27 protein-coding genes are annotated in these 24,976 nt (G+C 42.7%); 13 read left to right on the top strand and 14 right to left on the bottom strand.

Going from position 1 to position 24,976, the window contains the following annotated elements; genetic code table 11:
* Positions 1-7 precede the first annotated feature (7 nt).
* On the bottom strand, positions 8-457 hold the full coding sequence (locus IR083_RS01320) for a GNAT family N-acetyltransferase (protein ID WP_194222949.1): 450 nt from the start codon (positions 455-457) through the stop codon (positions 8-10).
* A 206-nt stretch (positions 458-663) separates the two neighbouring features.
* On the opposite strand from IR083_RS01320, the gene IR083_RS01325 reads away from it, so the two are divergent.
* A complete protein-coding gene (locus tag IR083_RS01325; RefSeq protein ID WP_194222950.1) occupies positions 664-1,392 on the top strand; it encodes a hypothetical protein in 729 nt (242 codons plus the stop codon).
* A gap of 93 nt (positions 1,393-1,485) precedes the next feature.
* Positions 1,486-1,842: a DUF4890 domain-containing protein gene (locus IR083_RS01330; protein ID WP_006798042.1), complete on the top strand. Its 357-nt coding sequence runs from the start codon at positions 1,486-1,488 to the stop codon at positions 1,840-1,842.
* An 84-nt stretch (positions 1,843-1,926) separates the two neighbouring features.
* Here the strand turns inward: IR083_RS01330 and IR083_RS01335 are convergent, their stop codons facing one another.
* The 4 genes from IR083_RS01335 to IR083_RS01350 all read right to left on the bottom strand — a co-directional run bounded on the left by IR083_RS01335 (position 1,927) and on the right by IR083_RS01350 (position 4,579).
* Positions 1,927-2,121, bottom strand: a complete 195-nt coding sequence (locus IR083_RS01335; RefSeq protein ID WP_194222951.1) for a hypothetical protein — start codon at positions 2,119-2,121, stop codon at positions 1,927-1,929.
* Positions 2,109-2,546, bottom strand: a complete 438-nt coding sequence (locus tag IR083_RS01340; protein WP_194222952.1) for a DUF4377 domain-containing protein — start codon at positions 2,544-2,546, stop codon at positions 2,109-2,111. The genes IR083_RS01335 and IR083_RS01340 overlap by 13 nt, the downstream gene beginning before the upstream one ends.
* 114 nt (positions 2,547-2,660) lie before the next feature.
* Positions 2,661-3,662: a DUF4421 family protein gene (locus IR083_RS01345; RefSeq protein WP_194222953.1), complete on the bottom strand. Its 1,002-nt coding sequence runs from the start codon at positions 3,660-3,662 to the stop codon at positions 2,661-2,663.
* 134 nt (positions 3,663-3,796) lie between these two features.
* Positions 3,797-4,579, bottom strand: a complete 783-nt coding sequence (locus tag IR083_RS01350) for a DUF6146 family protein (protein ID WP_194222954.1) — start codon at positions 4,577-4,579, stop codon at positions 3,797-3,799.
* 431 nt (positions 4,580-5,010) lie between these two features.
* Here IR083_RS01350 and IR083_RS01355 point away from each other — a divergent pair, with 431 nt between their 5' ends.
* The 6 genes from IR083_RS01355 to IR083_RS01380 all read left to right on the top strand — a co-directional run bounded on the left by IR083_RS01355 (position 5,011) and on the right by IR083_RS01380 (position 9,821).
* The gene (locus IR083_RS01355) at positions 5,011-6,021 is read left to right on the top strand and encodes a L,D-transpeptidase (protein ID WP_194222955.1); all 1,011 of its coding nucleotides are present in this window, start codon (positions 5,011-5,013) and stop codon (positions 6,019-6,021) included.
* 721 nt (positions 6,022-6,742) lie between these two features.
* Positions 6,743-7,171, top strand: a complete 429-nt coding sequence (locus IR083_RS01360; protein ID WP_006798038.1) for an SRPBCC domain-containing protein — start codon at positions 6,743-6,745, stop codon at positions 7,169-7,171.
* A 29-nt stretch (positions 7,172-7,200) separates the two neighbouring features.
* The gene (locus IR083_RS01365) at positions 7,201-7,593 is read left to right on the top strand and encodes a VOC family protein (RefSeq protein WP_006798037.1); all 393 of its coding nucleotides are present in this window, start codon (positions 7,201-7,203) and stop codon (positions 7,591-7,593) included.
* A gap of 19 nt (positions 7,594-7,612) precedes the next feature.
* Entirely contained in the window at positions 7,613-8,041 is a 429-nt protein-coding gene (locus IR083_RS01370) for an SRPBCC domain-containing protein (RefSeq protein ID WP_194222956.1), read from the top strand.
* 609 nt (positions 8,042-8,650) lie between these two features.
* Positions 8,651-9,124: a VOC family protein gene (locus IR083_RS01375; protein ID WP_194222957.1), complete on the top strand. Its 474-nt coding sequence runs from the start codon at positions 8,651-8,653 to the stop codon at positions 9,122-9,124.
* Between the two features lie 142 nt (positions 9,125-9,266).
* Positions 9,267-9,821 carry a sugar O-acetyltransferase gene (locus IR083_RS01380; protein WP_194222958.1) on the top strand — a complete coding sequence of 185 codons (555 nt, stop codon included), beginning with the start codon at positions 9,267-9,269 and terminating at the stop codon, positions 9,819-9,821.
* 23 nt (positions 9,822-9,844) lie between these two features.
* On the opposite strand, the gene IR083_RS01385 is transcribed toward IR083_RS01380, so the two are convergent.
* Complete coding sequence (locus IR083_RS01385; protein ID WP_006798033.1) at positions 9,845-10,228, bottom strand: DUF3037 domain-containing protein; 384 nt, start codon at positions 10,226-10,228, stop codon at positions 9,845-9,847.
* Positions 10,206-10,988 carry a HipA family kinase gene (locus tag IR083_RS01390; protein ID WP_194222959.1) on the bottom strand — a complete coding sequence of 261 codons (783 nt, stop codon included), beginning with the start codon at positions 10,986-10,988 and terminating at the stop codon, positions 10,206-10,208. Before IR083_RS01390 ends, IR083_RS01385 begins: the two co-directional genes overlap by 23 nt.
* A 533-nt stretch (positions 10,989-11,521) precedes the next feature.
* Between IR083_RS01390 and IR083_RS01395 the strand changes: the two genes are divergently transcribed.
* Positions 11,522-11,692, top strand: a complete 171-nt coding sequence (locus IR083_RS01395; RefSeq protein WP_006798031.1) for a hypothetical protein — start codon at positions 11,522-11,524, stop codon at positions 11,690-11,692.
* 62 nt (positions 11,693-11,754) lie between these two features.
* Here IR083_RS01395 and IR083_RS01400 read toward each other — a convergent pair whose 3' ends face one another.
* Positions 11,755-12,057 carry a hypothetical protein gene (locus tag IR083_RS01400; protein WP_006798030.1) on the bottom strand — a complete coding sequence of 101 codons (303 nt, stop codon included), beginning with the start codon at positions 12,055-12,057 and terminating at the stop codon, positions 11,755-11,757.
* A 143-nt stretch (positions 12,058-12,200) separates the two neighbouring features.
* Here IR083_RS01400 and IR083_RS01405 point away from each other — a divergent pair, with 143 nt between their 5' ends.
* Positions 12,201-12,329 carry a helix-turn-helix domain-containing protein gene (locus IR083_RS01405; RefSeq protein ID WP_242052327.1) on the top strand — a complete coding sequence of 43 codons (129 nt, stop codon included), beginning with the start codon at positions 12,201-12,203 and terminating at the stop codon, positions 12,327-12,329.
* An 856-nt stretch (positions 12,330-13,185) separates the two neighbouring features.
* Positions 13,186-15,129 (top strand): hypothetical protein, encoded by a 1,944-nt coding sequence (locus IR083_RS01410; protein ID WP_006798015.1) that lies wholly within the window; start codon positions 13,186-13,188, stop codon positions 15,127-15,129.
* Between the two features lie 227 nt (positions 15,130-15,356).
* Here IR083_RS01410 and IR083_RS01415 read toward each other — a convergent pair whose 3' ends face one another.
* From IR083_RS01415 to IR083_RS01430, 4 genes are all read right to left on the bottom strand, one after another.
* Positions 15,357-15,515, bottom strand: coding sequence for a hypothetical protein (locus tag IR083_RS01415; protein WP_006798014.1), 159 nt, complete (start codon positions 15,513-15,515; stop codon positions 15,357-15,359).
* Positions 15,516-15,612: 97 nt separating this feature from the next.
* Positions 15,613-16,224, bottom strand: a complete 612-nt coding sequence (locus IR083_RS01420; RefSeq protein ID WP_006798013.1) for a hypothetical protein — start codon at positions 16,222-16,224, stop codon at positions 15,613-15,615.
* A gap of 43 nt (positions 16,225-16,267) precedes the next feature.
* Positions 16,268-16,942, bottom strand: coding sequence for a hypothetical protein (locus IR083_RS01425; RefSeq protein WP_194222960.1), 675 nt, complete (start codon positions 16,940-16,942; stop codon positions 16,268-16,270).
* 246 nt (positions 16,943-17,188) lie between these two features.
* Positions 17,189-18,361: an XkdF-like putative serine protease domain-containing protein gene (locus tag IR083_RS01430; protein WP_006798012.1), complete on the bottom strand. Its 1,173-nt coding sequence runs from the start codon at positions 18,359-18,361 to the stop codon at positions 17,189-17,191.
* 237 nt (positions 18,362-18,598) lie between these two features.
* Between IR083_RS01430 and IR083_RS01435 the strand changes: the two genes are divergently transcribed.
* Together IR083_RS01435 and IR083_RS01440 are read left to right on the top strand one after the other, a co-directional pair.
* A complete protein-coding gene (locus IR083_RS01435; RefSeq protein WP_194222961.1) occupies positions 18,599-19,258 on the top strand; it encodes a helix-turn-helix domain-containing protein in 660 nt (219 codons plus the stop codon).
* Between the two features lie 5 nt (positions 19,259-19,263).
* On the top strand, positions 19,264-19,989 hold the full coding sequence (locus IR083_RS01440) for a DUF3307 domain-containing protein (RefSeq protein WP_194222962.1): 726 nt from the start codon (positions 19,264-19,266) through the stop codon (positions 19,987-19,989).
* 127 nt (positions 19,990-20,116) lie between these two features.
* Here the strand turns inward: IR083_RS01440 and IR083_RS01445 are convergent, their stop codons facing one another.
* Both IR083_RS01445 and IR083_RS01450 read right to left on the bottom strand, forming a co-directional pair.
* Positions 20,117-21,826: a RagB/SusD family nutrient uptake outer membrane protein gene (locus IR083_RS01445; protein ID WP_194222963.1), complete on the bottom strand. Its 1,710-nt coding sequence runs from the start codon at positions 21,824-21,826 to the stop codon at positions 20,117-20,119.
* A gap of 102 nt (positions 21,827-21,928) precedes the next feature.
* Positions 21,929-24,967 carry a SusC/RagA family TonB-linked outer membrane protein gene (locus IR083_RS01450; RefSeq protein ID WP_194222964.1) on the bottom strand — a complete coding sequence of 1,013 codons (3,039 nt, stop codon included), beginning with the start codon at positions 24,965-24,967 and terminating at the stop codon, positions 21,929-21,931.
* Positions 24,968-24,976: the final 9 nt, after the last annotated feature.

The following is a 24,976-nucleotide window of genomic DNA, read 5'->3' on the forward strand; positions in this document are numbered from 1 at the left end:
TTTTAATTCAGAGACCCGTAAACTCATAAATCCTCGATTCCTCGTTCCATGGATGATAACCTTGCCCGATATACCGGAATCCATATTTTTCGTATAAACCGATATGGTCCGTGCAAAGATAAAGGCTGTGGAAACCCGCTTTACGGGTGTCTTCTTTTGCTTGCTCCAGCAAGAGGGAACCATATGCATTTCCCCGGTGCTTTTCTTCAATAAATACAGCACATACCCAGGGATATAGATCCATACGGCTGATAAAATCGTTTGTTACCAGTCCTGCACATCCTATTATTTTATTTTCTTTTTCCAGCAGATACCATTGGGGAACAGGGCTCGGAGATGTAAGACAATGGGAAATGCAATCGTCATAAATGATACGGGAGGCCGACCATTTGCTACTGATATAATCTATCGCTTTATCCTTATATCCGGGAGTCTCTTTGACGGATATTATCTTCATATTGTTTTTTTATGATATTGTCTAATCCTTTTCTAACAACTATTATTTTCAAAGATAGGTAAAAAGCGTTAGCATCAGTTTGCAAATATGTGATTTTATAGGGTGATTTCTACTACACAATATTTTCAGCGTTTATTTCCGTCTGGCCTTTAAAGCTACGGATTCGCATAAATATCTTATCTTTACCGTGTAAACAATGACGAAATATGAGCCAGTTATCTGAAGTATATAAAACATATTCTGTAACCGCCCTGCTGCGGATTATAGAGAACCCCGAAAACTACCGTCCCGAAGCAGTGAAGACCGCCCGGGACGAACTCGATGCCCGCGATCTTACCCCCGATGATAAAAACAGGGCTATAGCCGAACTGGAAGCTGAACGGCAGGAACTCGCCTTAAAAAAGGAACATAGGGAGGAGATAAAGAATACGCTGAAAGAAAAAGGCTCCGGTATTATGGATTACATAAACCCTATACAGGACAACGAAGACGATGCCCGTAAATCGCCCAGACTGATTAATACCATTGCTATTATATTCCTTGCTATTGGCCTGTTGCAGATTATTACCCAGTTCGACCTGATTACAGGACTGTTTCAGGATTCGAGATGGGATTTCAGCGTAGTTATATTCCTGTTTCCTGTCATCATCACGCCACTGGCAGCCATACTCTTCTGGATGAAAAAGACGGCGGGATGGATATTGCTATCCATCTACCTGAGCTTTGCACTCATGGGGCTGCTCTGGATGTTCTTCATTGCCTACGACCCCACATTCCTTATCGGCAGCTTGTTTTTTAGCGGCACACTGTGGACCATCAGCCAGGAAAGGATAAGGAGTGTATTTAAGATTTCCACCGATACTATGTATGCCTCTGTTATCGCATCCATTCTTATTGTAGGTGCTGTATTGGGTGTATACTTTTTTGTTTTATGATTATTTAACAAAAAAAGACGACTTTACGAATTTACTTTTTCAGGTTTCGATAGTCATAATAGACAGTATGTATAACTTAATTTTTATAATCTTATGAAGAAGTTAGTATTGTTTCTTACAATTGCATTGTTCGCTACAAGTGGAGTATTCGCCCAACAGAGACAACGTTCCACACCTGAAGAAAGAGCCAAAAGACAAACTGAAACACTGGTAAAGGAACTCAGCCTGACAGAAGACCAGCAAAAGAAAGTATATGAAATAAACCTGAAATTTGCCCAGCCGCTAGCCGACGATAGCAAAGAAACCGACAGGGAAAAGCTAAGGGCTCAATTCCAGAAGAACCTGGAAGAACGTACTGCCGCCATCAAGGCTGTACTGACCGAAGACCAGCAAAAGAAATTTGATGAGCATCAGAAGAAAATGCAGGAGAATCGCCGGAGAAGAAACTGATAGAATTTAGGAATTGATCATTTACAGATACAAAAAAGGCAGGGATACCATTATTCCTGCCTTTTTTATTTCATAAATCTTTTTCTACGACGGTAAGTTTACAGAATCGGTCTTATCCTTACGCTGTATTTTCACAAAACTGAATAGATATTTATTAATATCCGTAGAGCCGTTAAACTGATAATCGAGTTCCACTATATATTCATATCCCTCTTCATAATCGAAGCCTTCGAGAATACCGGGAAATTTAACCCAATAGCCCTTTCCTAATTCCCGCATGTAGTATGGATTGTTTTCATCACCGGTTTTTTTGAACCAATTACAATATAGCCTCTTTGCGGAGGTATATTTTCAGAAACTTTCTGTGTCTTCGATATTTCTTCCAATAACGTGATTTTGTAGGGCGAGCCTCCTTCCATATCTTCAAAGACAACCCTTTCGCTCCTTACTCTTATCACATATTCATATCCTTCCGTAAGTGTAAAATTAGTGATATAAGGAAAAGGTTTCCATTCATTTTCTCCTTCATATTTTACGAAGTAAGGGCTGTAATGATCTGAGATAAACATCAATCGCTTTACGGATGCAACGGTAAGTTGAAACTCCCTGATCTCTCTTTTGTCATCACTATCGCTGCAGGAAGTGATAATATTCAGAGACATAAAGACGAATAAAAATAAACTCAGTAGTTTTGCTTGTTTCATATCAATATTGTTTTTTAGGTAAAATGGGCATATATAAGCGATACAAATTTAGCAAAATATGTAAGATTTAACAATTAAAAAATATTCTTCTTCAAATCTTAAAAAACTTCCCTCCTACCAAAACCTGTATTCGTTATATTTATCTATTATCTTCTGGTTTTCGAGGAACTTAGGCGCTTTTCCAAATCGCTTGATAACCGAGAACTGGATCGCCCCCGCATCGAATGCCATTTTCGAAGGAGCAGTATAGAGAATATACACCCGGTTGTTGACCACCGATGCTCCTACCGACCACGTATCGTGGTTGTATCCCATCGAGAAGCGGGGAAAAAAGGATGGATATACTTTCACCTTATTTTTTCTTCCGTCTATATTTTCAAAACCTACATTTGCCGCCACCGAAAGAGACAACGAAACATATATTCGCTTGTTGGCAACCCACGTATAGGCATAACCTCCATTTACACCCACCTGATAATTTTTTAGTTTGTGACCACCATCAAACACCAGAGAACTATCGGCGCGGGCTTCGTTGAAGTACACTGCACCTCCAAGCAGGAAACTCCCGGCCGATTTCAATTGCTTTTCGCTCTGATTGAAGGCTGCCGGATAGGAAAATCTATTGCCGTTGAAGACGTACTGCCCATATACTCCGTATTGCTTCAGCTTTATATCGGGATACAATTCATATCTATCGTTTTCGGGTTCGGTATATAAGCCTTTATAGTTCTGGAAAAATATATCGTAAACAAACTTCCGCCCGTAATGATGATACTGAAAGTCGAACGAGCGGGTCTTCCCCCGCTTTTTGTCACGCATGAAATCGAAGCCATAGGCACCGCTCAGCGAGACATTTTTGTACGAAAAGCCAAAGCCGATGCCAAAAGGAGCATTGGAGCGGTAAGAGGTTTCATCGTCGTGGTCGCCCTGCTGATGCGAAAGCACGGTAAACTTATCCATGAAGTAGGTACGCACCGAGAGAGGCTGCTCAAAGAAACCGATATAGGTACTGTCGGTCTGTGAAAATCCGTATTGGGACACGAGTACCAAAAATACCAATATAATTATACACCAGGCTCTTGATAAGCGGTTTCGTTTTTTGATTAATGCCGGCATTATATATACTTGCTCTCTTTATTTTATTAAGGAAACGGATTAAGCGCAAAAATAGTATAAAGGCATTAACCCCAATCAAAAAGACAGGAATAATTTGATTTGTGAACGGATTTTGTCGCAAATTTTCACAAAACTTACCAGTTTTCGAGTCCCAGCCTGTATTTTTTATCCATATACCTGAAAAACATGTACAAGCGGTATTCCACATCCAGCCCGTATTCGTTCTGTGGATTGTAATCTATTTTTGCTTCATAGATCAGCGGGCTGTATAGCATGGGATTGTCGCAGCGGTAATTCCATTCATTCACAAGGAATACATTTTTAGTCTTCAGTGACGATTCCGTATAGAAATTTTTCGGCCGCTGAGTGACCAGGAATGTTTCATAGCCGGATTCCATAACGATGGCTTCGTAAATGGGTTTCAACTTGATGCTTATGGTCACAGGCTTATTGATGGGGTGCATATCACCGTCTTTGAGTATGCTGATAGATTCTATTGTAGAAGGATCTATCCTGAGCAACGAATCTTTTGAGATCACATTGTCGTCTACCAGATAGATATTGTCTTCCCGTTTCTCTATAAGGGAATAAACAGATCCGGGAGTCCCCTTACCCATAACGTGTTTGTCCGTATCGAGGGCAATATCGCACACAGGACTGCTTACAACTATCTGTTTGATTTTAAATCCTATCAGTGAGAAACGGAGTGTATCGCCCATCCCGGCGCGTATTGTATAATTTCCTTTGCTATCCGAGACACTCTTTATTTGTCGCGATGTATTAGATATCATAACAGCCGGTAGTACCCTTTTGTCTTCTGTCGAAGTTATCTGTCCCCTCACTGCCGGTACTTGCGAATATGCCATTTGTAAAGCAAACAACATCAAGAACAGAAATGTAATGCTTTGTTTATTCATAATGCTGATATTTATAGAAATAAGGAGTAGAATACTTCTGTAAATATACGAAATTCTTCAATTATTTCATGCATAACAGCTATCCTTCTTTCACTTTTGGTATTTTTAGGAAACAATACAGGTAAATATCTCTTTATCTGTATGTTTAAAGCATAGAAAACTTTCGAATAATGCTAAATTTTAATTACCGGTTGATATCACCGCCATTTTTATAAAAAAAGAACTTATACAATCTCAACCTTTTTAAATAAGCCGGCAGAACGGGCTTATTTTGTAAATATGGGAAACAATAAAGCGTCTTCTTTGTTTTTATAATAAAAAGTTAATATTTTTATAAAGAAGAAATAATTGTAAAAATAGCAACAAGAAGGAAATCATTCGTATTCTTAGGGATAAACGGATATTCACAATAAATACAAAAACAAAAGTTTATGGCTAAAATAACTACGACTCTCCTAGTTATCACTATTCTTATATTAAATTCGTGTAGGCAGAAAAATGTTGATCCCCAACCCACAGATCCCCCCTCGCAAGATACGGTGGCTGTAAAGGATAAAGATGAGACAAAGAAAACAGATACAGTCACCGTAGAAAAGGAACTTCTCTACGATAAGTACACGCTCGAAGATACTTACCCCTACAAAGATACCACAAGGCGGTTTCAATGGGAGAAGATCAAAGCTGGGCTGAAAACCATTGATTCCATGCAGATAGAGCATTCGTCGTGGGGCATTCTGCAAAATTACAGGAACAACAACGGGGAAGCCCCGCTGGTAAAAGAATATCACCGCAACGTATATAAACGTATATCCGACAATTACGATGTAGAACGTTACCAGTCGGTACCCTTATATTCTCTTCAGGACACCGTAGTTCCCGAGCGTTACGGCAGGGACGGTTCGCTGGTGAAACTGATAAAAGGAACAGACAGCACAAAGTTTGAAAAAATAGAGACCGTATACTTTCCCGGCGAATGGCTGATTCCCCGTAAGTATGTGAAAGAAATAGCTGATAGTATAGCCTTCCGCAGTGCCATATTTGTAGATCGCATAAATGAGAATGTGGTCACGCTGCAAAAGGAGGGTGACAAGTGGATGATAAGAAGCATGAATCCTGTGACTACCGGATTGCACAAACCGCCCCATCAGCAGGAAACTCCATTGGGGATGTTCGTCATACAGGAGAAGAAATATAAGATGTTTTTCCTTGTCGACGGCACTACCGAAACAGGCGGCTTTGCTCCTTACGCCAGCCGGTTTACCAATGGCGGATACCTGCACGGCGTGCCGGTGAATGCTCCCCGCAAAGATTTTATAGAATACAGCGCTTCGCTGGGAACTACTCCACGGTCGCATATGTGTGTGCGTAATGCTACTTCGCATGCCAAATTTATCTATGATACCTTCCCCGTGGAAGGCACGGTGGTATTTGTGATAGAGTAAAGTTAAACCCTCAATAATCAGGTAGATATCCTATAACAATTAAGTAAAAATACCAATCAGTAGTTAAAATAATTATTGTAGTATAAAATTGTTCTATTTTTTTCTAACGCGCCTGCCGTCTTGTTTTTCATTTTGCCTTGATGCAAAACGAAACAAAAAATCAAGGCTGCATCCCTCCGGCGACCCAAAACCGCAGCTCCGGTGGGGCAAAATAATACGGAATCATCTCTAGCCGGATTATCAGCTGTGTATAGCAGTTACCCTATTTTGCCCTACACCTCCGCTTTACGGATTGGGTACCCCGCCTGCGGAATGAGGCCGGAATCGCGATGCGGCGACAAGACAGAGATTTTTCAGGCTTTAGCCCCGCGTGCGCCAGCCCTTGCGCATTAGTGACGCAGGCGGGGTACCCAATCCGTTGCAGGCGGCGTAGAATCAAACGGGGCGATAGCCTTTTGGTTCGTTTTGGGCAATGCCAAAATGAACGTTTAAGCGAAACTACTGATTCGCATTAAAAAAATATACTACAATAGCCGGGCACCAAATGTCCCGCTTCATACGTTAGCTAAAAAGAATCCGGCTGACGCAGTTTATTATGCCAACCCCGGCATTTTATATTTTACCAACAATAACTAACTACATATTAACTCTTTCGAATGAACACAGATATTCACTTTTCTGTTTAAAGAAATATATCAGTATCAATTTAAAACACTGTTTCATGCATAATATCCCCATAATAACAGAAGAAATTTATCCGGTGCCTTTATCGAAGGTATGGAACGCGATCACCGATAAAAACCAGATGGAAGAATGGTATTTCACCATCGAAGACTTTGAACTCAGAGAAGGTGCCGAATTTAATTTTACTGTATCCTTCGAAGATGTTATCTATCATCACCGTTGCGTGATAAAAGAAATTGTTCCGCAAAAAAGATTCAGCCACACATGGACGCATCCCTCACAGAGCAATGGCGAATCGGTAGTCACATGGGATTTACAGCCTGTTGACAACGGTACTAAAGTCACCCTTACGCACACAGGTGTGGAAAACTTTGCCGATGCCGGGGCTGACTTCTCCCGCGAAAACTATGTGGCAGGCTGGGAGGAAATATTAGGAACATCCCTCAGGAATTTTCTATCAAAATAATTTAATTACCAATAAAAAACAAGATCAGTATGGCAACAAAGACGAATCCCGTAGTATGGTTTGAAATCTATGTAGACGATATGGCCCGTGCCCGCAAATTTTATGAAACAGTACTGGCTAAGGAATTGACCGATATGCCGATGGAAGGCGCAACGGACTACAACATGGCAATGTTTCCCATGGCAGACGATATGGATGCCCCCAATGCTTCCGGAGCGCTGGTATGGATGAAAGACGTGAAAGCCGGAGGCAACAGCACGGTAGTGTATTTCGGGTGCGACGATTGCTCTGTGGAAGAGAGCCGGGTAGTAGCTGCAGGAGGGCAGATACACCAACCAAAATTCCCGATAGGGGAATATGGCTTTATTACGCTTGCTGTAGATACCGAAGGGAATATCTTCGGACTGCACTCAGAGAAGTAACCCCTCAAAAAACAACAGGATGGAACACGAAAAGAAAGAAATCACCGTAAAAGTTCAGGTCAACCTGTCGCCCCATATCGTGTGGGAATACTGGACAGACCCTGAACACATAATCAACTGGAACTGTGCGTCTGACGACTGGCATACACCTACCGCCGTCAACGATCTTCAGCAGGGCGGGTGGTTCAGGTGGCGTATGGAAGCCAAAGACCGCAGCGCAGGTTTCGACTTTGAAGGACGGTACGATGAGATCGTGCCAAACGAAAAGATAATATATACAATGGCCGACGGACGCAGGGTAAAGATATTATTCACCAATGTGGATAATAATACCCTGATCACAGAGACATTCGACACCGAAACCCTGAATCCGGCAGATATGCAACGTGCCGGGTGGCAGGCCATCCTCGACAGGTTCAAATATTATGTGGAATTGAACGAGAAATAAATTGTTATGCAAGGGCGCAGCATATAATTTAATTGAAAAGTTCTATTATTTTCTCTGAATGTTCATTTTGGCATTGCCCAAAACGAACCAAAAGGCTAGCGCTCCATTCCTCGGCGACCCAAAACCGCAGCTTCGGTGGAGCAAAATAATACGGAATCACCTTTAGCCGGATTATCAGTTGGTTATAGCAACTACCGTATTTTGCTCTACACCTCCGCTTTACGGATTGGGTACCCCGCCTGCGGAACTAATGCGCGTCCGCTGACGCACGAATGAGGCGAAGCCCTTTGATAAATTAAAAATGCGCCAGCCCTGCGCCGTATGCTTCATGGACGGGGTACCCGTAGGATTAAAAGGCGAAAAAAAACGAAAACGTGTTTGAGCTTATCGACCGATTCGTATTATGCTCTATTCAGAGCGAGTTTTTTCGTTTCGTCTTTTTGTCCGTTACGGGTCGGCCTTTGAAGCGGGCGCTAAAGCGTTTTTGGTTCCTTTTGCGGCTTTGGACAAAAGGAACACAAGCAATCTTTGATTGCGCGTAGAAAAAATGTAGAAAATAATAGAACATTAATCAAACAAATCGGTAGCCATACAAAAAAAACAACAATCATGAAATATCAGATAATCCCCTGTCTGTGGTTCGATGGCAAAGCCGAAGAAGCCGCCCGTTTTTATGTATCCGTATTCAGTAATTCGAAGATAAACGACATTACTTACTACGGCAAGGAAGGGTTTGAGATACACAACCAGCCAGAAGGTACGGTGCTTACCGTAGAATTTGAAATCAACGGACAGGCGTTCACAGCTCTCAATGGCGGGCCTGAGTTCCGCTTCAGCGAGTCGGTTTCGTTTCAGGTATATTGCGATACACAGGAAGAAATAAACTATTACTGGGACACCCTTATTGCCGATGGCGGTGAAGAAAGCTACTGTGGCTGGCTGAAAGACAAATATGGCCTTTCGTGGCAGATAGTTCCCGCTATTCTCACCGACCTGATGAAAGACCCGCTAAGAGCAGGACGGGTAACGGATGCATTTATGCAAATGAAAAAATTCGATATCGAGAAGCTCTTAAACGCCTGATTGGTCTAGAATTTATATATAAATAAAGTGCGGATAACGGTGGTTGTCGGCACTTTTACTATTTAACACTTCAGAAGTTGCAGGATTCCTTAAATAAGGAGAAAATGCCTTATATTTGGATTTGTAACTATAACCGACACTTATGACAGAAAAAGAAAAAGCAGCCGCAGGCCTTCTTTACGATGCCAACAACGATAAAGATCTTTTACAGGCAAGAGAAAAAGCTAAAGAAATACTTTACGATTACAACCTCTTGCGCCCGGGCATGCAAACCGAAAAAAAGCAAATGCTGAAAAGCCTTCTCGGCAAAACAGGCGAGAACTTCATATTCGAACCTCCTTTCTTTTGCGATTACGGCTACAATATCAAGATAGGTGAAAACTTCTTTGCCAACATGAATTTCGTAGTCCTCGACGGGGCAAAGGTCACCATCGGCAGCAATGTATTCATAGCCCCCGGCGTAGGTATCTATACTGCCGGACATCCCTTCGATGTGGAGCAGCGCATCAGCGGGCTTGAATATGCTTATCCTGTTACCATCGGCGATAATGTATGGATAGGTGCGGGCGTGCATATCCTCCCCGGAGTTACTATCGGCGACAACACGGTGATAGGCGCGGGAAGCATAGTATCAAAAGATATTCCGTCCAATGTACTCGCCGTAGGCAATCCGTGCAGGGTGATACGGGAGATTTAGACGCTGCTTGAGAACGCTGGCTGCTACATCACCAACTCTGTAAACAACTTTTCGAACGTCTTGTCCAAATCATCCGAAAAGCCCCTGTTGGAGCGCGATGTCTGTATAGATGTACTCCGCACGGCCGTCAGCCAGCGGTAGCGCTCTGTTATATCCAGCGAAGCCACATAGCCTCCGTCCCCGGCGGCAGCGCATATTTTGTCAAATGCCTTCAGGTTCTCCTGTATCGAGTCCGTATCCAGTTCCGATGTGAACAGGCGAAGTTTGTTTTCATCTACATAATAGCGGGCTTTCAGGAATTTCTCCCGCTTGCTGTACATAATAATGCCCACATTTATAAATTCTTCGCGCTCCACCCTAGGTACAACACGGATGACGGCGTATTCATATAAGTGCTTCCCTTGCATGCTGTGCTTCTTTTATAAATATTGCTGAATTCTTTATTCTCTCATTCAGGAAATCGTTATACACCTGCCGTATATCCCGTGGCGACTCGTCACTTCCTCCCCAGTGCAGCCAATCATCGGGCAATACGCTTACTATTTCGGCCACCTTCTCCGGTGTAAGTACTTTCTTAAACGCTGCATCTGCTTCGTCAAGACGACTGGCATAGGGTAACAATACATGGTCTTTGGCCTGAGTGAAAGGGCTCAGTGCATATTTTTCCCACCCTGTCCACGAATGATGAAAGTAGAGTGATGCACCGTGGTCTATCAGCCACAGCTCCTTGTGCCACATCAGCATATTGGTATTGCGGGCGGTGCGGTCTACATTGGTAAGTAAGGCATCCATCCATAGTATCTGCGATGCGGTAGTGTCGTCTATGCGTGTTACTACCGGGTCGAATGTCAATGCTCCGGAAAGGAAGTGCAATCCCATATTCAGCCCCTGGCTGCCCTTCAGCAGGTCTTGTATTTCTTCATCGCCCTCGCTGCGGCCAAAAGCCTCGTCGAGATAGATAAATACCATCTCAGGCACACGGAACCCGAGAGCCTGTGCAACCAGTCCGCCTATGAGTTCACTCACAAGCATCTTTGTGCCATGCCCCGAGCCGCGGAATTTGACTACATACTTGAATCCATCATCGGCCTCGGCCAAAGCGGGCAATGAACCACCTTCACGCAAGGGGGTGATATATCGTGTGACGTTTACTGTCCGGAGTTCCATCTTTTATTCAGCAATTAATAGCCCCTGTTAATTGATTATATTAATCCCAAAAACTGAAGCCTTGTTTGTTTTTTGTTGTAAAGATAGAAAAGAATAGGTTATCTCATATATACAGCGCCGGTTTAGTGACGTGCGGCGACCTCTTTCTGCAAGGAGGAAAGGATTTGGTTTCAGGTAAAGCGATCAAAGTAAAAAGTACCGGGAAAAGGAAGATATAATATCAGCGAAGGATTTTATTTATAGTGAATATTGTATTCTGTGGCAAACATTTAATGGCTCGGCAGATAAGCTCCCCTATCCTATCGCATAACCTAAAATGGTGAATTATCTGAAATAAAACTTTTTAATTATCCAGAAACAATAAACGGCTATATATCAAATAATTGCGAAAAACATGCTAAAAAACATATTCAAAAAATCACCATATTGTAATGTACAGATTGCAATAATTGCTATCTTTGCATAGCAATATGAGGAAATATTGTTTATTTCAGCTATAAAAACTAAATTAACAACACTTAAAAAATACCACCATGAACCGCCACGAAGAACTGATTAATGAAATTCATATGGCAAGAAAGCGATTTGAAGATTCGTACCGCAATATCTCCCGCGAAGATATGGATATATTGCTGGAAGAACTGGAGGTGATGTCCAGTGAGTTGCAGGCATTGCACAGAGAACACAGAAGCCTCACAGCTTGATTATATATAACTAACGAAAGCCTGACTAAATGCTTAGTCAGGCTTTTTTGTTGCTTCTTCTTTTAATGTCCGAAACCAAAGCCTCCGTGCATTCCATGCATCCTGCTTTCGAACGCTTTTTTCTTTTCGTCAACGAATACCTGTTTTTCTTCAGCCGACATGCTCATCCATTTTTCGCAGCGGGCATCTATCGCCTCCACCGAAAAGTGGTCTTCATGCTTGTCGAGGCACTCCATACGTTTGTTCATAAACTCAAGTTTTTCACTATCGGTCATTTTAGACCATTCTTCTTTAAACTTTTTTCTTGATTCGTTGTCGAAAGGGTTTCTTCCGAAGAATCCCATTCCAAAACCTCTTGTCATCATAATTTTATTTGTTTTTTATTTTATAATCTGTTTTTTAATAAAGAGCTCTCTATTAATGGAGACGAGTGAGGGGAAAGAATATTTTAGAAAGGAATGAAAAATAATATTTTTGATGGTTTGCGCCACTTATCAGATATTTCCGTTTGTTAAAAGAAGAAAAATTATCTGCATCTGATGTCGGTTACCGACTGGAATTCACCAATCTAAGCCATTTTTCGAGAGTTTTTAATGAACATATGGGGATGAAACCGAAACAATACAGCCGCTCTTAAAATTGTGTTTATCTAGGTGAATCTTTAACATTTAAATATCTTAGGTATCAGATATAAATCATTAAATATTTAAATTACAAACCGTTATATACGATACCCGCTAATGAGCCGAACCATATTAAAAGTAAAATATCTTAATGATTTACTTTGTTTATAAAAAATAATTGTTAATTTTGGACTGTTCTATTAAGGACATGGCAATTTTTAGAGAAAGACAATAAAGACAATAGTACATACGACATGTGGTTAAGACTGCTTTTCATGGATTTTTTTGCAAAAAAGAACCTCATTTTTTCTGTTGAAAATTTGGAGGTTAGCCTTATTTTGCTAGAGAGAGAGAGAGAGAGAGAGAGAGAGAGAGAGAGAGAGAGAGAGAGAGAGAGAGAGAGAATTTCTAACCACACTTAACACCTTACCTTTATTTCTTCATTTTATAATATACTTTACATTCCTTATCCCGGGGAGTGTAAAAAACACATGTACCTATATAAGCCACACCATTATGATTGCGGGCACATGCGCGCGCGATATATTATTTTCCATATATAAATACAAGTTCAGGCCTCACACCTTCGCAGATGCGAATATTTTCATGTCCTGCCGGGCCATTTTGGGGACTATAACATACACTCATCTTAAGCAAAAGCTTCAATACCTCACAGATAGGGAGATTCTTGTTGTCTTTAGGAAAAATCTTTTCTCCCTCGCTCCTGGTCGCGGCTTGGGAAAGTATCGGGCAGGGATATGGGGTATTGAAACTTTTGCGCAATGATGATTACAGAAGAGATGATGAATGACAAATTATAACAGACAAAGACAAGTAATTTATTTTTTTTGAACTAAAACGAAAAACTACATGATTCAAGCAAACTTTAGACAAAAACATCGAAATGGAGCTATTTTTAAAATACTGATATTGCTGATAGCAATATTAAGTATAAGTATGGCCCTGCCTGCACAGGTAACCGTAGGCACAAATGAAGAGCCACTCTCAGGAGCCTTGCTGCAACTAAAAGACAAGGACAATGTAACTGACAGTACACTGAATGCCCGCAAAGGGCTGGCACTCCCCCGTGTAACTCTTTCGGAGAAAAAGGAACTTTACCCGATGTTCCTCGCAGATCCTGACAATCCTGCTTCCGGCCCCAGCACCGATTATACAGCTAATAAGCTGACATTGGATAAGGCGCATACAGGACTTATCGTGTACAATCTTGTAGAAGATGACGACAAGGAACTCTGTCAGGGGCTTAACCAATGGGACGGAGAACAGTGGAACTGCTTCCAGTCCAAGATGGGCAATGCTATCGCAACTCTTGGCAATTGCGATTCCCTGAAATTCTTCGGAATATATAAAAACGACGTATCCTTAAATGCAGGGAATTATATGACAATACCATTGCATGTGACAAAGGCCGGAGCATATACTATAACAGCAATGCCCGATCCGGACAACGGTTATTATTTCACGGCTTCGGGCGTTTTCTTAACTCCCGGTTATTACTTCGTTTCCATACCCGGTGCAGGGACACCTCTGGACTATACACCGACCGGAGGAAACGGTGATCAGATAAAAGTGACATTCAACAACAAGGCGATGGACGCCTGCGACCCGTTATACATAAAGGTGGAAGACTCCTCGGTGAAGCCTGTTTACTATATGTCTTGTAGCGCAACCAAAGTGAGAGGTGTGTATCAGTTAAACAAGGAACTGGACCCGGATGAAAATTATATAGAAGTGACATTGAATGTAACAGCGCCATATGGGGCTACTTATGTGATAGAGACAAACACCGTGGACGGTATTTATTTCAAAGGGTCAGGAATGCTGAACACTGCCAGCCAGACTGTGAAATTGCAGGGCTACGGCACACCCACCAGCGTGGAGAATAAGGTGATGACGATCACATCCAACAGTTCATCGGATGTTTCTACCTGTAAAGCTACTGTGGTAGTCAGCTACCCTACAAAATCGGTGTTTGCGTTCGGATACTATGAGAATACAGCGGGATATCTGGGCCAGTCGGGGTCGGGGCTGAGAAAGATGATGGACGCTTCTGTTAATTTTGGAAATACGGAAAGCAGTACTGTTAAAATAGTACCTTATTCATCTTCCCAAACATTTTATCCTTACAACGTTGTGAGCGGATCTTCCGCCTATAATACTGCTACAGTTAAGAGTTATCTGGATACTAAACCTGATATCGTCATTACAGGGTTTGACCTTGATGTTACCGATAAATCAGCAATGGCCACCAATCTGGTCGACTATTTGAAAAAAGGCGGGGTACTTATCTTTGTATGTGAGCGTCAGGCAATGGTGAAAGCCTTTTTTGAAGCTCTGTATCCGGGCTATACAATTACGGCAGACTGGACAACAACGAATGTGATGACGCTGAATTTTGTAAATGACGAGATTGTTAATGGCCCGTTTGGCGATATACGCGGTCTCTTATGGGGTAATGACAGTTATGGTGCATCCGGCGCGCAAGGTTTGCCCGACGATGATGAGATCGTTGTCTTATCCAGAAATAGCAGTGGCACACCAATGATACTGAGACACAAAAGGTATAATCTCCTTTTCATCAGTGAGGGTGGATTTGCAGCTAACCATAATGGAGCTACAGGCGCAGGCGCAGGAGGATCAGCTTCTACATATCCCCTTGCTATCGATACCAGTTTCAAACCTATGACACGCACCGGATGGACAGGAGGAAACGTGGAAAATGCCCGTCTTATGGCAAATGCTTTGGCATGGGCTATCAAACAGGCTCAATATAATGGTATAAATACACGGTAAAATGACATAGGCATATCCGGTTATATTATAAGCAGGGGCGAATGAGTGTGTTCGCCCCTGCTATTTTATATTAGGGCAAACGCATCAAATTGTTCAACTTCTATCGAAGGCCTGTAGGGGCGTATTGCATACGCCCGCATAACAAAATATCACAATTAGGCGTATGCAATACGCCCCTACAGGAGACTGAAAACAACTTTAGGTATTTTGATGCGTTTGCCCTAATTTTATATATCATCTTTTTCGTCATATACAAATTTCACCTTGCTTTTATTCACTTTATAGGTACGGGCGCATTCGTTGCGGATATTTTCGATATCGCCTGTCTCTATATTTACTTTCAGGCGGGTGATGCCTGTTATTCTGATTTCACGGATTATAAACATTCTTCTTTTAATTAGTATATTAGCAAATTCGCAGATTAGCAAATTACCGGATAGATATATTCATTTTATTTTTGCTAATCTGCTAATTAAAAATAAATTACCTTACCTCCCTGTACCTGCCCACCAATACTTTATTGCTGCGTATATCGGTCAGAATCCTGGATACGATGCGTTGTATCTTATGCGCCTGCACATGCGTGATAGCGGCCAGCGTATGGTAATTGACCGCCGGCTTGAGGGTTATGTACATTTTGAAAAGTTCAAACTCACGCAAGTCATAGCGGCGATATACATAATCGAATATATCATCCTCCAGTTTCGTCTGCATATGCTCATGCTCGTGAGGATTGGAATGGTGCGCTTCGAGGTGATGGTGCACAGGTATTGCTACATAGCGGCTTTCCTTTTCGCTGTCCTGTATATAGTTGGTAAAATAAGACCGGTGGAAATACGCCTTATAGTCTTTTACGATCATGCCCGAATAGAGAATCTTTTCGCTAATGCGCATATAAGTGGTATAAAACACATCCTCGTTGTAGGCATATTTGCCTATCAGGAAGTTGGCCAGAGATTGGTGATTCTCGGTGAACCATCCGTTAAACTCGTCGGCTTTCTTACGATGCGCGGGTTGTGGCTCGTCCCGGTCGTCGCGTCCGCGGATAAAGTATTTCTTACCTGTGTTGTTTCCGTTGCTGTTTCCTAGTTTCATATTTATAGTAGTTATGAGTTATGAATTGTTGACTGCTAACTGTTCACTGCCTAAGGCTTTCCCCTTCAAACAATATCCGCGTTGTGGTCGATTTTATCCTGTCCAGCACACGGTCGCCGTATCGTTTGCGGATGTCGTCTACCGGGAGATTGGTGGATATGATGAGTAGTTTGCCGTGTTTCTCGGCGGCATCCATCACTTCGGCAAAAGCCATACGCCTGTTGCCGAATACATTACTTAATGTTCTATTTTTTCTAACGCGCCATCCGGCTTGTTTTTCATTTTGCCTTGATGCAAAACGAAACAAAAAATCAAGGCTGCATCCCCCGGGTCCCCAAAACCGCAGCTTCGGTGGGGCAAAATAATACGGAATTATATTTAGCCGGATTATCAGCCGGGTATAGCAACTACCGTATTTTGCCCTACACCTCCGCTTTGCGGATTGGGGACCCCGCCTGTGGGACGAGGCCGTTACCGCGATGCGGCGACAGGACTGTGTCTTTTCAGGCTTTAGCCCCACGTGCGTCAGCCCTTGCGCATTAGTGACGCAGGCGGGGTACCCAATCCGTTGCAGGCGGGGTAGAATCAAACGGGGCGATAGCCCGTGTGTTTGATTCAGACGGCAAAACGGTTTTGGGTACCCGAGGAATTGAAAATCGAGGAGCGTAGGCGACTCAACAGGAGCGCTAGCCTTTTGGTTCGTTTTGGGCAATGCCAAAATGAACGTTTCAGCGAAACGTAGTGAAGCAGAAAATAATAGAACAATATTATACTACAATAGTTACTTTAACTACTGATTGGCATTAATAATTAAACCAGTCCATATTAGTAGACGGCTGATAATTCAGTGATGAGATGTCATACATGTTTGCCATATTTTCAATTTGTTAATGTGAATATTAGCATATTAGCAAATGTGTTTTCGCCATTTCCGAATCTGCTAATTTTCGAATTTGTTAATTAATTACTTCTTTCTGTTTATTGTCTGATTCAAAGCTGCTGCCATGCGTTCGGCCGTAGTCATATCCCCGGCATTTTTAGTTGTGTGCGACAGTTGAACGGCAGGATGTGCCGATGGAGTTTTTTTGCGCATCTCTTCTACCTGCCCTTTTGTGGATTCGAGCATCGACTGTGCGTCTTCCAATGTTTTAGTCAACTGGTCGATAGTTTGCTGCATTTCGGCAATCTTAGCTTTCAGTGCTTCGGCTGTTTTAGGTTCGAAAGTGGCTAGTTTGTGCCGTGCCTTACTGCGTTTCAATGTTTGCGGAGCTTTCGTCTCTTCGGGTTTGGTTTTGTCTTCCGATGCTTCGCGCGTCTCTGTGAATTGTCCCTGCTCGTCTATTACCAGCAAATTGCCATTTGCAAGCTGATGCTCTCCGGCCGGCATCTGTTCTCCGTCGAGCGTGGCAAATCCGTCTTCGTCCACATAGGCTTCCTTGCCGTCGGCCAGCACAAAGACTACATAAGGCGTACCGCTAGCCGTCACATCCGCCTTTTCTACGGCTTCGATGTCAAGCAACATGCGTGCAATGCGGCCGAGTAATGTTTGTTTCGGTCTCTTTTTGTTCATGTTTACATTCATTTGATTTTTAATTTTGGAAATATCCGGTTGTTGATTGAAGAAACCTTCCAAAGAGAAGCCCTTGACGTGGCCGGTCATCACCTCTGTGTTCCAGTATCTTTCATTCTCGACCTTGTAGCTGCACATCAAGGTCCCTTTGGGAAGGTCTTCAAATCCTAATGCTTTTGATTTGTCTGTCCGCGGGTCTGCCACTATCCACAGTTCGGTGAGATAATTGCCCGAGAGCGGTGTCTGATGCTGGTGTGTGGTATTGTGGAGCGCCACACCGGTACGCATCATTTTCTGTGCTATTTTCTCTATTTGTTCGGCCGAAAACTTGATGTAATAGTCGCCCAGTTCTTCACTGTGGCGATAAATCAGTTGTTCGGGTTTCAGTACTACGCCTGTGAGTATGCGTTTTTTCGTATCGCGATTGAGAAGAATATGTTCGCTGTTTTTTTGCAATGCCACGAAATCGACCTCATTGGCCGGACAATCGACAAAAGATATGGCACAGATGCCGGTTACATCGTCTTCGTTATCGTCAATAATACAGTTGTAGATAGGTAAGTTCATAGATTATCTGCTTTTTAGGGTATAGATAATCGGATTGGGGAAAAATGCAGGTAAATGAAAAAAATTAACATTTTGATCTAATCACAAAAAATATTTATTCTTATCACGTCAAAACAACAGCCAAAACAAGCTGTATTAACGAAAAACAGCCAATATTGACTGTATTAACAAAAAACAACCTAAAAAGGCTGTAAGTAAAATAAAAAAATAGTATCTTTGTATAAAACAATAAGAGCAATGAGTTGGATAGGAGTAATAACAGGCGACATAGTAGATTCTACCGAAATACTGAGTTCCGGAAACAGGGACAGGCTACTGGATATATTGCATAACACTATTTCTAATGTCAACACTTTAGCAATAGCTAATGCCAGAATAGAGATATACAGGGGCGATAGCTTCCAGATAATTACCGATAATGCCAAAGCTACCGTATGGACAGCCATAGCATTAAGGGCTGCCCTGACAGCGAATTCGGGTGCCAATCTCCGCTGGGATGCGCGTATGGGCTTAGGCATAGGAAAAGGCGAGTTTATAACAGACAGTGTCGTGGAATCGGATGGAGAAGCCTTCCGGTTGTCGGGCCAGGCATTTGATATGCTGGATAAGAACAGTCGTATGTGTATTATTACACCTGACAATGACTTCAATGATGAACTGAATGTCAGCACAACCTTCGCCGATGACATCGTATCCGGCTGGACACAGGCACAGGCTTCGGTTGTATATCCCCTTATGATGGCGGAACATACGTCTCAAAAAGACCTTGCAGAAATAACAGGAAAAACGCAACAGACTATCAGCAAATTACTATTAAATGCGAAAGCCGGTAATATAATCAAATATGCAAACCGGTTCAGAAGGAAGGTATCGGATTTGGAAAAACAAAAATCTTAAGAAAGATGGAAATCAATATTTTACTCAGGTTACTTTGCACACATTTCCTCTGTGACTTCCTGTTTCAGCCCGGATCACTGGTAGACAGGAAAAAGAGTGATGATATACAGATAAGTCTGAAAGCAAATATAATGCACAGCCTTATACATGCTATCGCGGCGTACATTATAGCAGGGGCATGGTTAAGCTGGTATATTCCCGCAGGGATACTGGTCTCCCATTTTGCGATAGATTTCCTGTATAAGCGGAAAAAAGATGGACTGCAACCATTCCTGATAGACCAACTGTTACACATTATTGTTCTGATATTGCTCTGGCTTATCTGTGAAGGCCAGTTCGGGGCGTTATGGGAATATATATCCGGCCTGTTTGCGGGCAATAAGATGTGGATTGTCCTGATAGCATATATCCTCATACTGCAACCCTCTTCGATACTTATCGGCATATTCACCGAAAAATGGAGCAGCCAATTGAATGTAACAGGAAATAACGGGCTACAGGATGCCGGAAAATGGATTGGCTACATCGAACGCTTTCTTATAATTACATTTATATTTACCGGAAATTTCGAAGCCATCGGATTCCTTCTGGCAGCCAAGTCGATATTCAGATATGGCGACCTGAAAGAGTTACAGGAAATAAAAATGACAGAATATGTAATGATAGGAACGCTTTCGAGTTTTTCTGTGGCTATTATTATCGGGGTGGTTTTTAAATATTACCTGCCTTAAAAAAAAGTATATTATATAAAACAAACAAGAGGCTGTCCGTTTCGGGCAGCCTCTTTCAAATTCTACTGTTTAAAGCCTATACCTAAACAGTAAACGGGCATTTATATACCAAACAATCTGCTCATTCTTAATATCCCGGATTCTGTTCCAGTAAGTTGTTAGCCCCTATCAGGCTGTAATGTATCGGAAAACGGTTCAGATTTGGATTGTTAGTCGCTTTATGATCCCACCAGTCTTCTGTTACATAAGCATCCCAGCGTACCAGATCGGTGCGGCGGCGGCCTTCGCCCAAAAATTCGCGTAACCATTCGTCCAGCATACGGTATTTGTCAAGATTGGAAGCCGTAACAGGGTCAGGGTCGTTTCCGTTTGCGAAATAGCGTTTGCGCACGGTATTAATCAATTGTGCCGCTTCTCCTGTTTGCCCTGCACGCATCTTGCATTCAGCCAATGTATAATAAATTTCAGCTAAACGGATAATTGGAACATCGGGGTCAAATTTACGGTTCTTTTCGCTCTGATTTGGACGAGGACTGCGTTTGGTAACACGTACGCAGGATGACTCCTCAGCCGTGGCAATAGTAGATGGCAGTGATGCCAACGTAGGATATTCGGCCGAACCTAATTTGGCAAAATACGATACCTGGTCTACGACTGTTATTATCTGCCCGTTATACTCACGGCTACCTGTACAAACCCAATCGGGATTGGTAGGATTAATCAGTTTACCTACGATAAACATTCCACGATATTTGCCATTGTTCTCATATACGTATGGTTGTTTGCGTATATCGTTATCGTGGAACTTGGAATAAGCACCGCCCAGTTTATAAGGATATTTATTGCCCAGCGGGTCGAGGCTCGGAATCAGCCCGATACCATTGTTGGAACCCGAACCTTCCAATCCTCCCAGATAGTTCCTGTAGTTGTAAGGAACCATACGGTCCCAGTACATACCATCTGTTTCCAGCTTGGCATTCTGGCTAGGTACCGACCATATTATTTCGGTACTTGTTTCATTATCGAAGCCGAAAATATTTGTCCAATCCGCATCCAGTTCATATTTGCCGTATACGCCACTGATAATATCCTGACATATCTGTCCGGCCTCTGCATACATTTCCGTACCGATATACGATTTGGCATTGAAGTAGAGGCGTGCCAGAAGAGCGGCTCCTGCGGCCCTGTTGATACTGCCGTTTTCCAGCCCACCCAGTTCTTCTTTTAATGGAAGGTTAGGGATGGCTTCTTTGAGCAGGTTTTCGATAAAATCGAACGTTTCCTTATCGGTCGAACGCCCCTTCACCTCACTCTGGGTTGTAGTATATAGAGCTACCCCTCCGAAAAAGTCGAGCCCGTCAAGGTACAAAGATGCTACCAGTGCTTTTTGCTGATTCAGCATCGATTCACGTGTTCCCTGTGGAAAACCCAGGGCATCGAAGTCTACTTTTTCGAGGTCTTCGAGTGCATCCCAGGCAAGGGCTACTCCCATGGCAAAGTTTGTCCATCCTGTTTCGACGAAAATCATATCTTCGGTATATTCATGGTGATGGAATTTCTGATAATTAGCGCCGTCGAACCAGTCGCTACCTCTGGTAGGCTGACAAAATTCGTCTGTACCAAGTTCCTGCAACATCCAGCGTGGAGCGTCATTGGCTACATACCAGCGCCAGTGAGTGAAAGGGCGGTTGAAACGTTCCCATACCGCTTCCTGCGAGGTATAGAACGTTTCGGGTACTACTTGTGTATAGAAAGTCGGATCTACATCGCAAGATGTAACTGTGAGCAGACAAAGGGCTCCCGACAATATAAATTTAGTTATCTTATTTTTTTTCATTCTTGCCTATGTATTTAAGAAGAAAGTTTTTAATGATATATTATTTCAGACTAACTACCTGTTATATTTGATTATAACAGAACCTTAGATAGGTCTGCGATCTTAGAAGTTCACTTGAAGACCAAAAGTATATGTACGTGTCATCGGATAGAAACTACCATCCCAGAACTTCTCCGTACCGCCATCCCAATTGGTGATATTCACTTCGGGATTCATACCGCTGTAGCCTGTGATAGTAGCAACATTACCCACTGTTCCGTAAACACGTATGCGGTCAACGAATTTGGTGTATTTTTTCATTGGCAGGGTATATCCCAATGTAATAGCGTCGATTTTCAGGAATGTACCGTCTTCGAGATAGTAGTCACAAATCTGTTTTTCTCCCTTAATGTGGGCAAACTTCCCGTAAGCGTCTTTGAGCACGTTGGTATTTCCTCGTCCCTGAATACCGAAATACATATTTAAGGTGTTATATACATCGAAGTCTATCCAACTGCGCAGGCTGATACCCAGATCCAGATTCTTATATGTAAGCGTATTACGCCAGCCAACGATCAGTGTAGGCAGGTAATTACCCATATACTGTTTATCATTTTCGGTCTTTTGAGCAGCGGGTATCACTTCTCCGTTTTTATTGTAAAGAAGGAAGTTTCCGTCGTCGTCGAACCCTGCAAATTTCCAGATGTAGAATGAACCGATTTTCGAACCTTCTTCTATACGTGCAGCATCCCCGGGTGTGCCCGGAGCAACGAATCCGTTACCGTTGTAATAAGTATTGTTACCCCACAAGCTGAGTATCTTACCCGAGTTGTGGCTGAGATTCATATTGGTAGTCCAGGTGAAATCTTTTGAGCGGATAATATCCCCACCGAATTCGAATTCCCAGCCTTTACTTTCCATACTACCGATGTTTTGCCATTGAGAACCCTGTGTAAAAGGCGGCTGAGGAACTTTCACGTTATAAATCAGATTGTCTATCTTACGGCGATAATAGTCAAATTTTCCATAGAAGCGGTCTCCGAATATCGAATAATCGACACCAATATTCCATTCTTTATTCTCTTCCCATCCCAGTTTGGAATTTACGTTCTGTGACTTACCAAACGAATATGCCCATGTTCCGTCAGGTAGCATCCAGTAAGCATCTGAACTAAGCATATCGGCCATATACGAAGAGCTGAAATCGTTGTTACCCGTTACTCCATAACCGAAACGCACTTTAAGGTCTTTGAGCCATGTAAGGCTTTTCATAAAACTTTCAGCGGAAATACGCCATCCCGCCGATACCGACCAGAAATCTGCCCAGCGATTATCAGCGGCAAACTTTGAAGAACCTTCGTGACGAAGAGACGCCTGCAACAAGTATTTGTCCTGAAAAGAATAATTGGCACGTCCGAACACCGAAAACAAGCGTTCTGTGATATTTTTACTTGAGGCCAGATTCGCTTTCCCGTCACTGCGGTACGAACCAACTCCGATATTCCAGAACTTGAGACCGTCCACATCGAAGTCGAAGTTTTCCATACTGAAACCTTCACCATTGTTTTCGAAGTACGAATAACCGGCAGTAGCATTTAGCACATGCCCTCCGTTAAATTCTTTGATATAATTTGCATATCCTTCGGATGTAATATTTTCGGTCTTACTGAAATTGAGATATGCAGCACCCCTGCGCGATTCTTCCAGTTCGGAGCGATGGTAACGCGACCTGTAGAAATGATACTCCCACTGGCGGTTTTCGTAACCTATTGTCTGCGAATAAGACAAGCCCGGAACAGGCTTTATGTTCAGTTTGAAGGTGACTTCCGGTTTGAACCATTTGTCCAGCCCTTCGTAAGTGCTCAGTCTGGCATCGGCTACCACATTATAGTCCAGCGACTCGTTGAGCCATACGTTGTACCCGGTTTCACTCTCGGGGTCGTAAGGCGAACGTGTAGGGTTGTTTCGCATAGCTTGCTGGAAAGCCGGAATATTATTGTTTCTCCATGCCTGACGGTAATCTACATTCGGGCGTACTTCGAGCCAGTCGTCAAACAGTTTGAAATTGGCATTGAAACGTCCTCCATAATCTTCGCGTTCGTCGCTCAAAGATATCCCCTGATTTTTTTCATAGAAGAACGATGTATATACCTGAGCCTTTTCTGTTCCCATATCTATAGCCACATGGTGCTTGTGAGAGAAGTTATCATCATTTATCATTTCATTCCACCAGTTTGTATCCGAACCGTAATCCGTGCCTATACCATGTTCGGCATATTCTCGTCCGGTAAGCATCTGAGGAGCCCCGTAAGCCTGTTTCTTAGTAAGTTCGTTGCTATAGGTCAGTTTTACCTTGCCGTTGGTATTCGAACCGCTCTTGGTTGTAATCAATATTACTCCCGAAGTGGCGCGTGTACCATAGATAGCTCCGGCAGAGGCATCTTTAAGTACGTCTATCGACTTAATGTCGTCTTGTGTAAGTGAACGTATATCCCCGCCCGGGAATCCGTCAATTACGATCAGTGGCGATTTACCTGCATTGATAGAAGTAAGCCCTCGCAGCTGGAATGTTGTACCGGCATTGGCGCTCCCTATATTATTCATGATCAACCCGCTGATTCTACCTTGTAAGGATGCGGATATATCGGAACCGCCTACTCCTACCATCAGGTCTTTTCCCGAAATGGAGGTAACGGCACTGGTTACTTGCTTTTTATCCAGTGTACCGTATCCAATCACCACAACTTCTTCGAGAGCCTGGGCATCTTCCAGTAGTCTTACATCTATTGTTTTCTGATTGCCTACCGGAACTTCTTTAGGGATAAAACCTACAAATGATATTACCAGCACAGCATTGTCGGGTACATTATTTAAGATAACTTTTCCATCTGCATCTGCAATATTTCCGTTAGTGGTACCTTTTACCACTACATTGGCTCCGATGAGAGGCCCATCTGCGTCTGTTACAGTTATAGTGATAGTTTGTCCCTTTTGCAAAGGGGCGATTTCATGAGAAACAGTCTTTTTCTCAGTATTTTCATCAATAGCCTGCACATCGGGTGTATAAAACAGGAATAATCCTATAGTGGCAACTGCTAAAGAAGAAAACGACCTACATAATAATCCTGAATTCGGGGCATTAATTTGTCGATGTGTTTTCATTAATTTCTA

Origin of the sequence: Dysgonomonas sp. GY75 (assembly GCF_015234155.1) — a bacterium.
Classification (GTDB): domain Bacteria; phylum Bacteroidota; class Bacteroidia; order Bacteroidales; family Dysgonomonadaceae; genus Dysgonomonas; species Dysgonomonas gadei.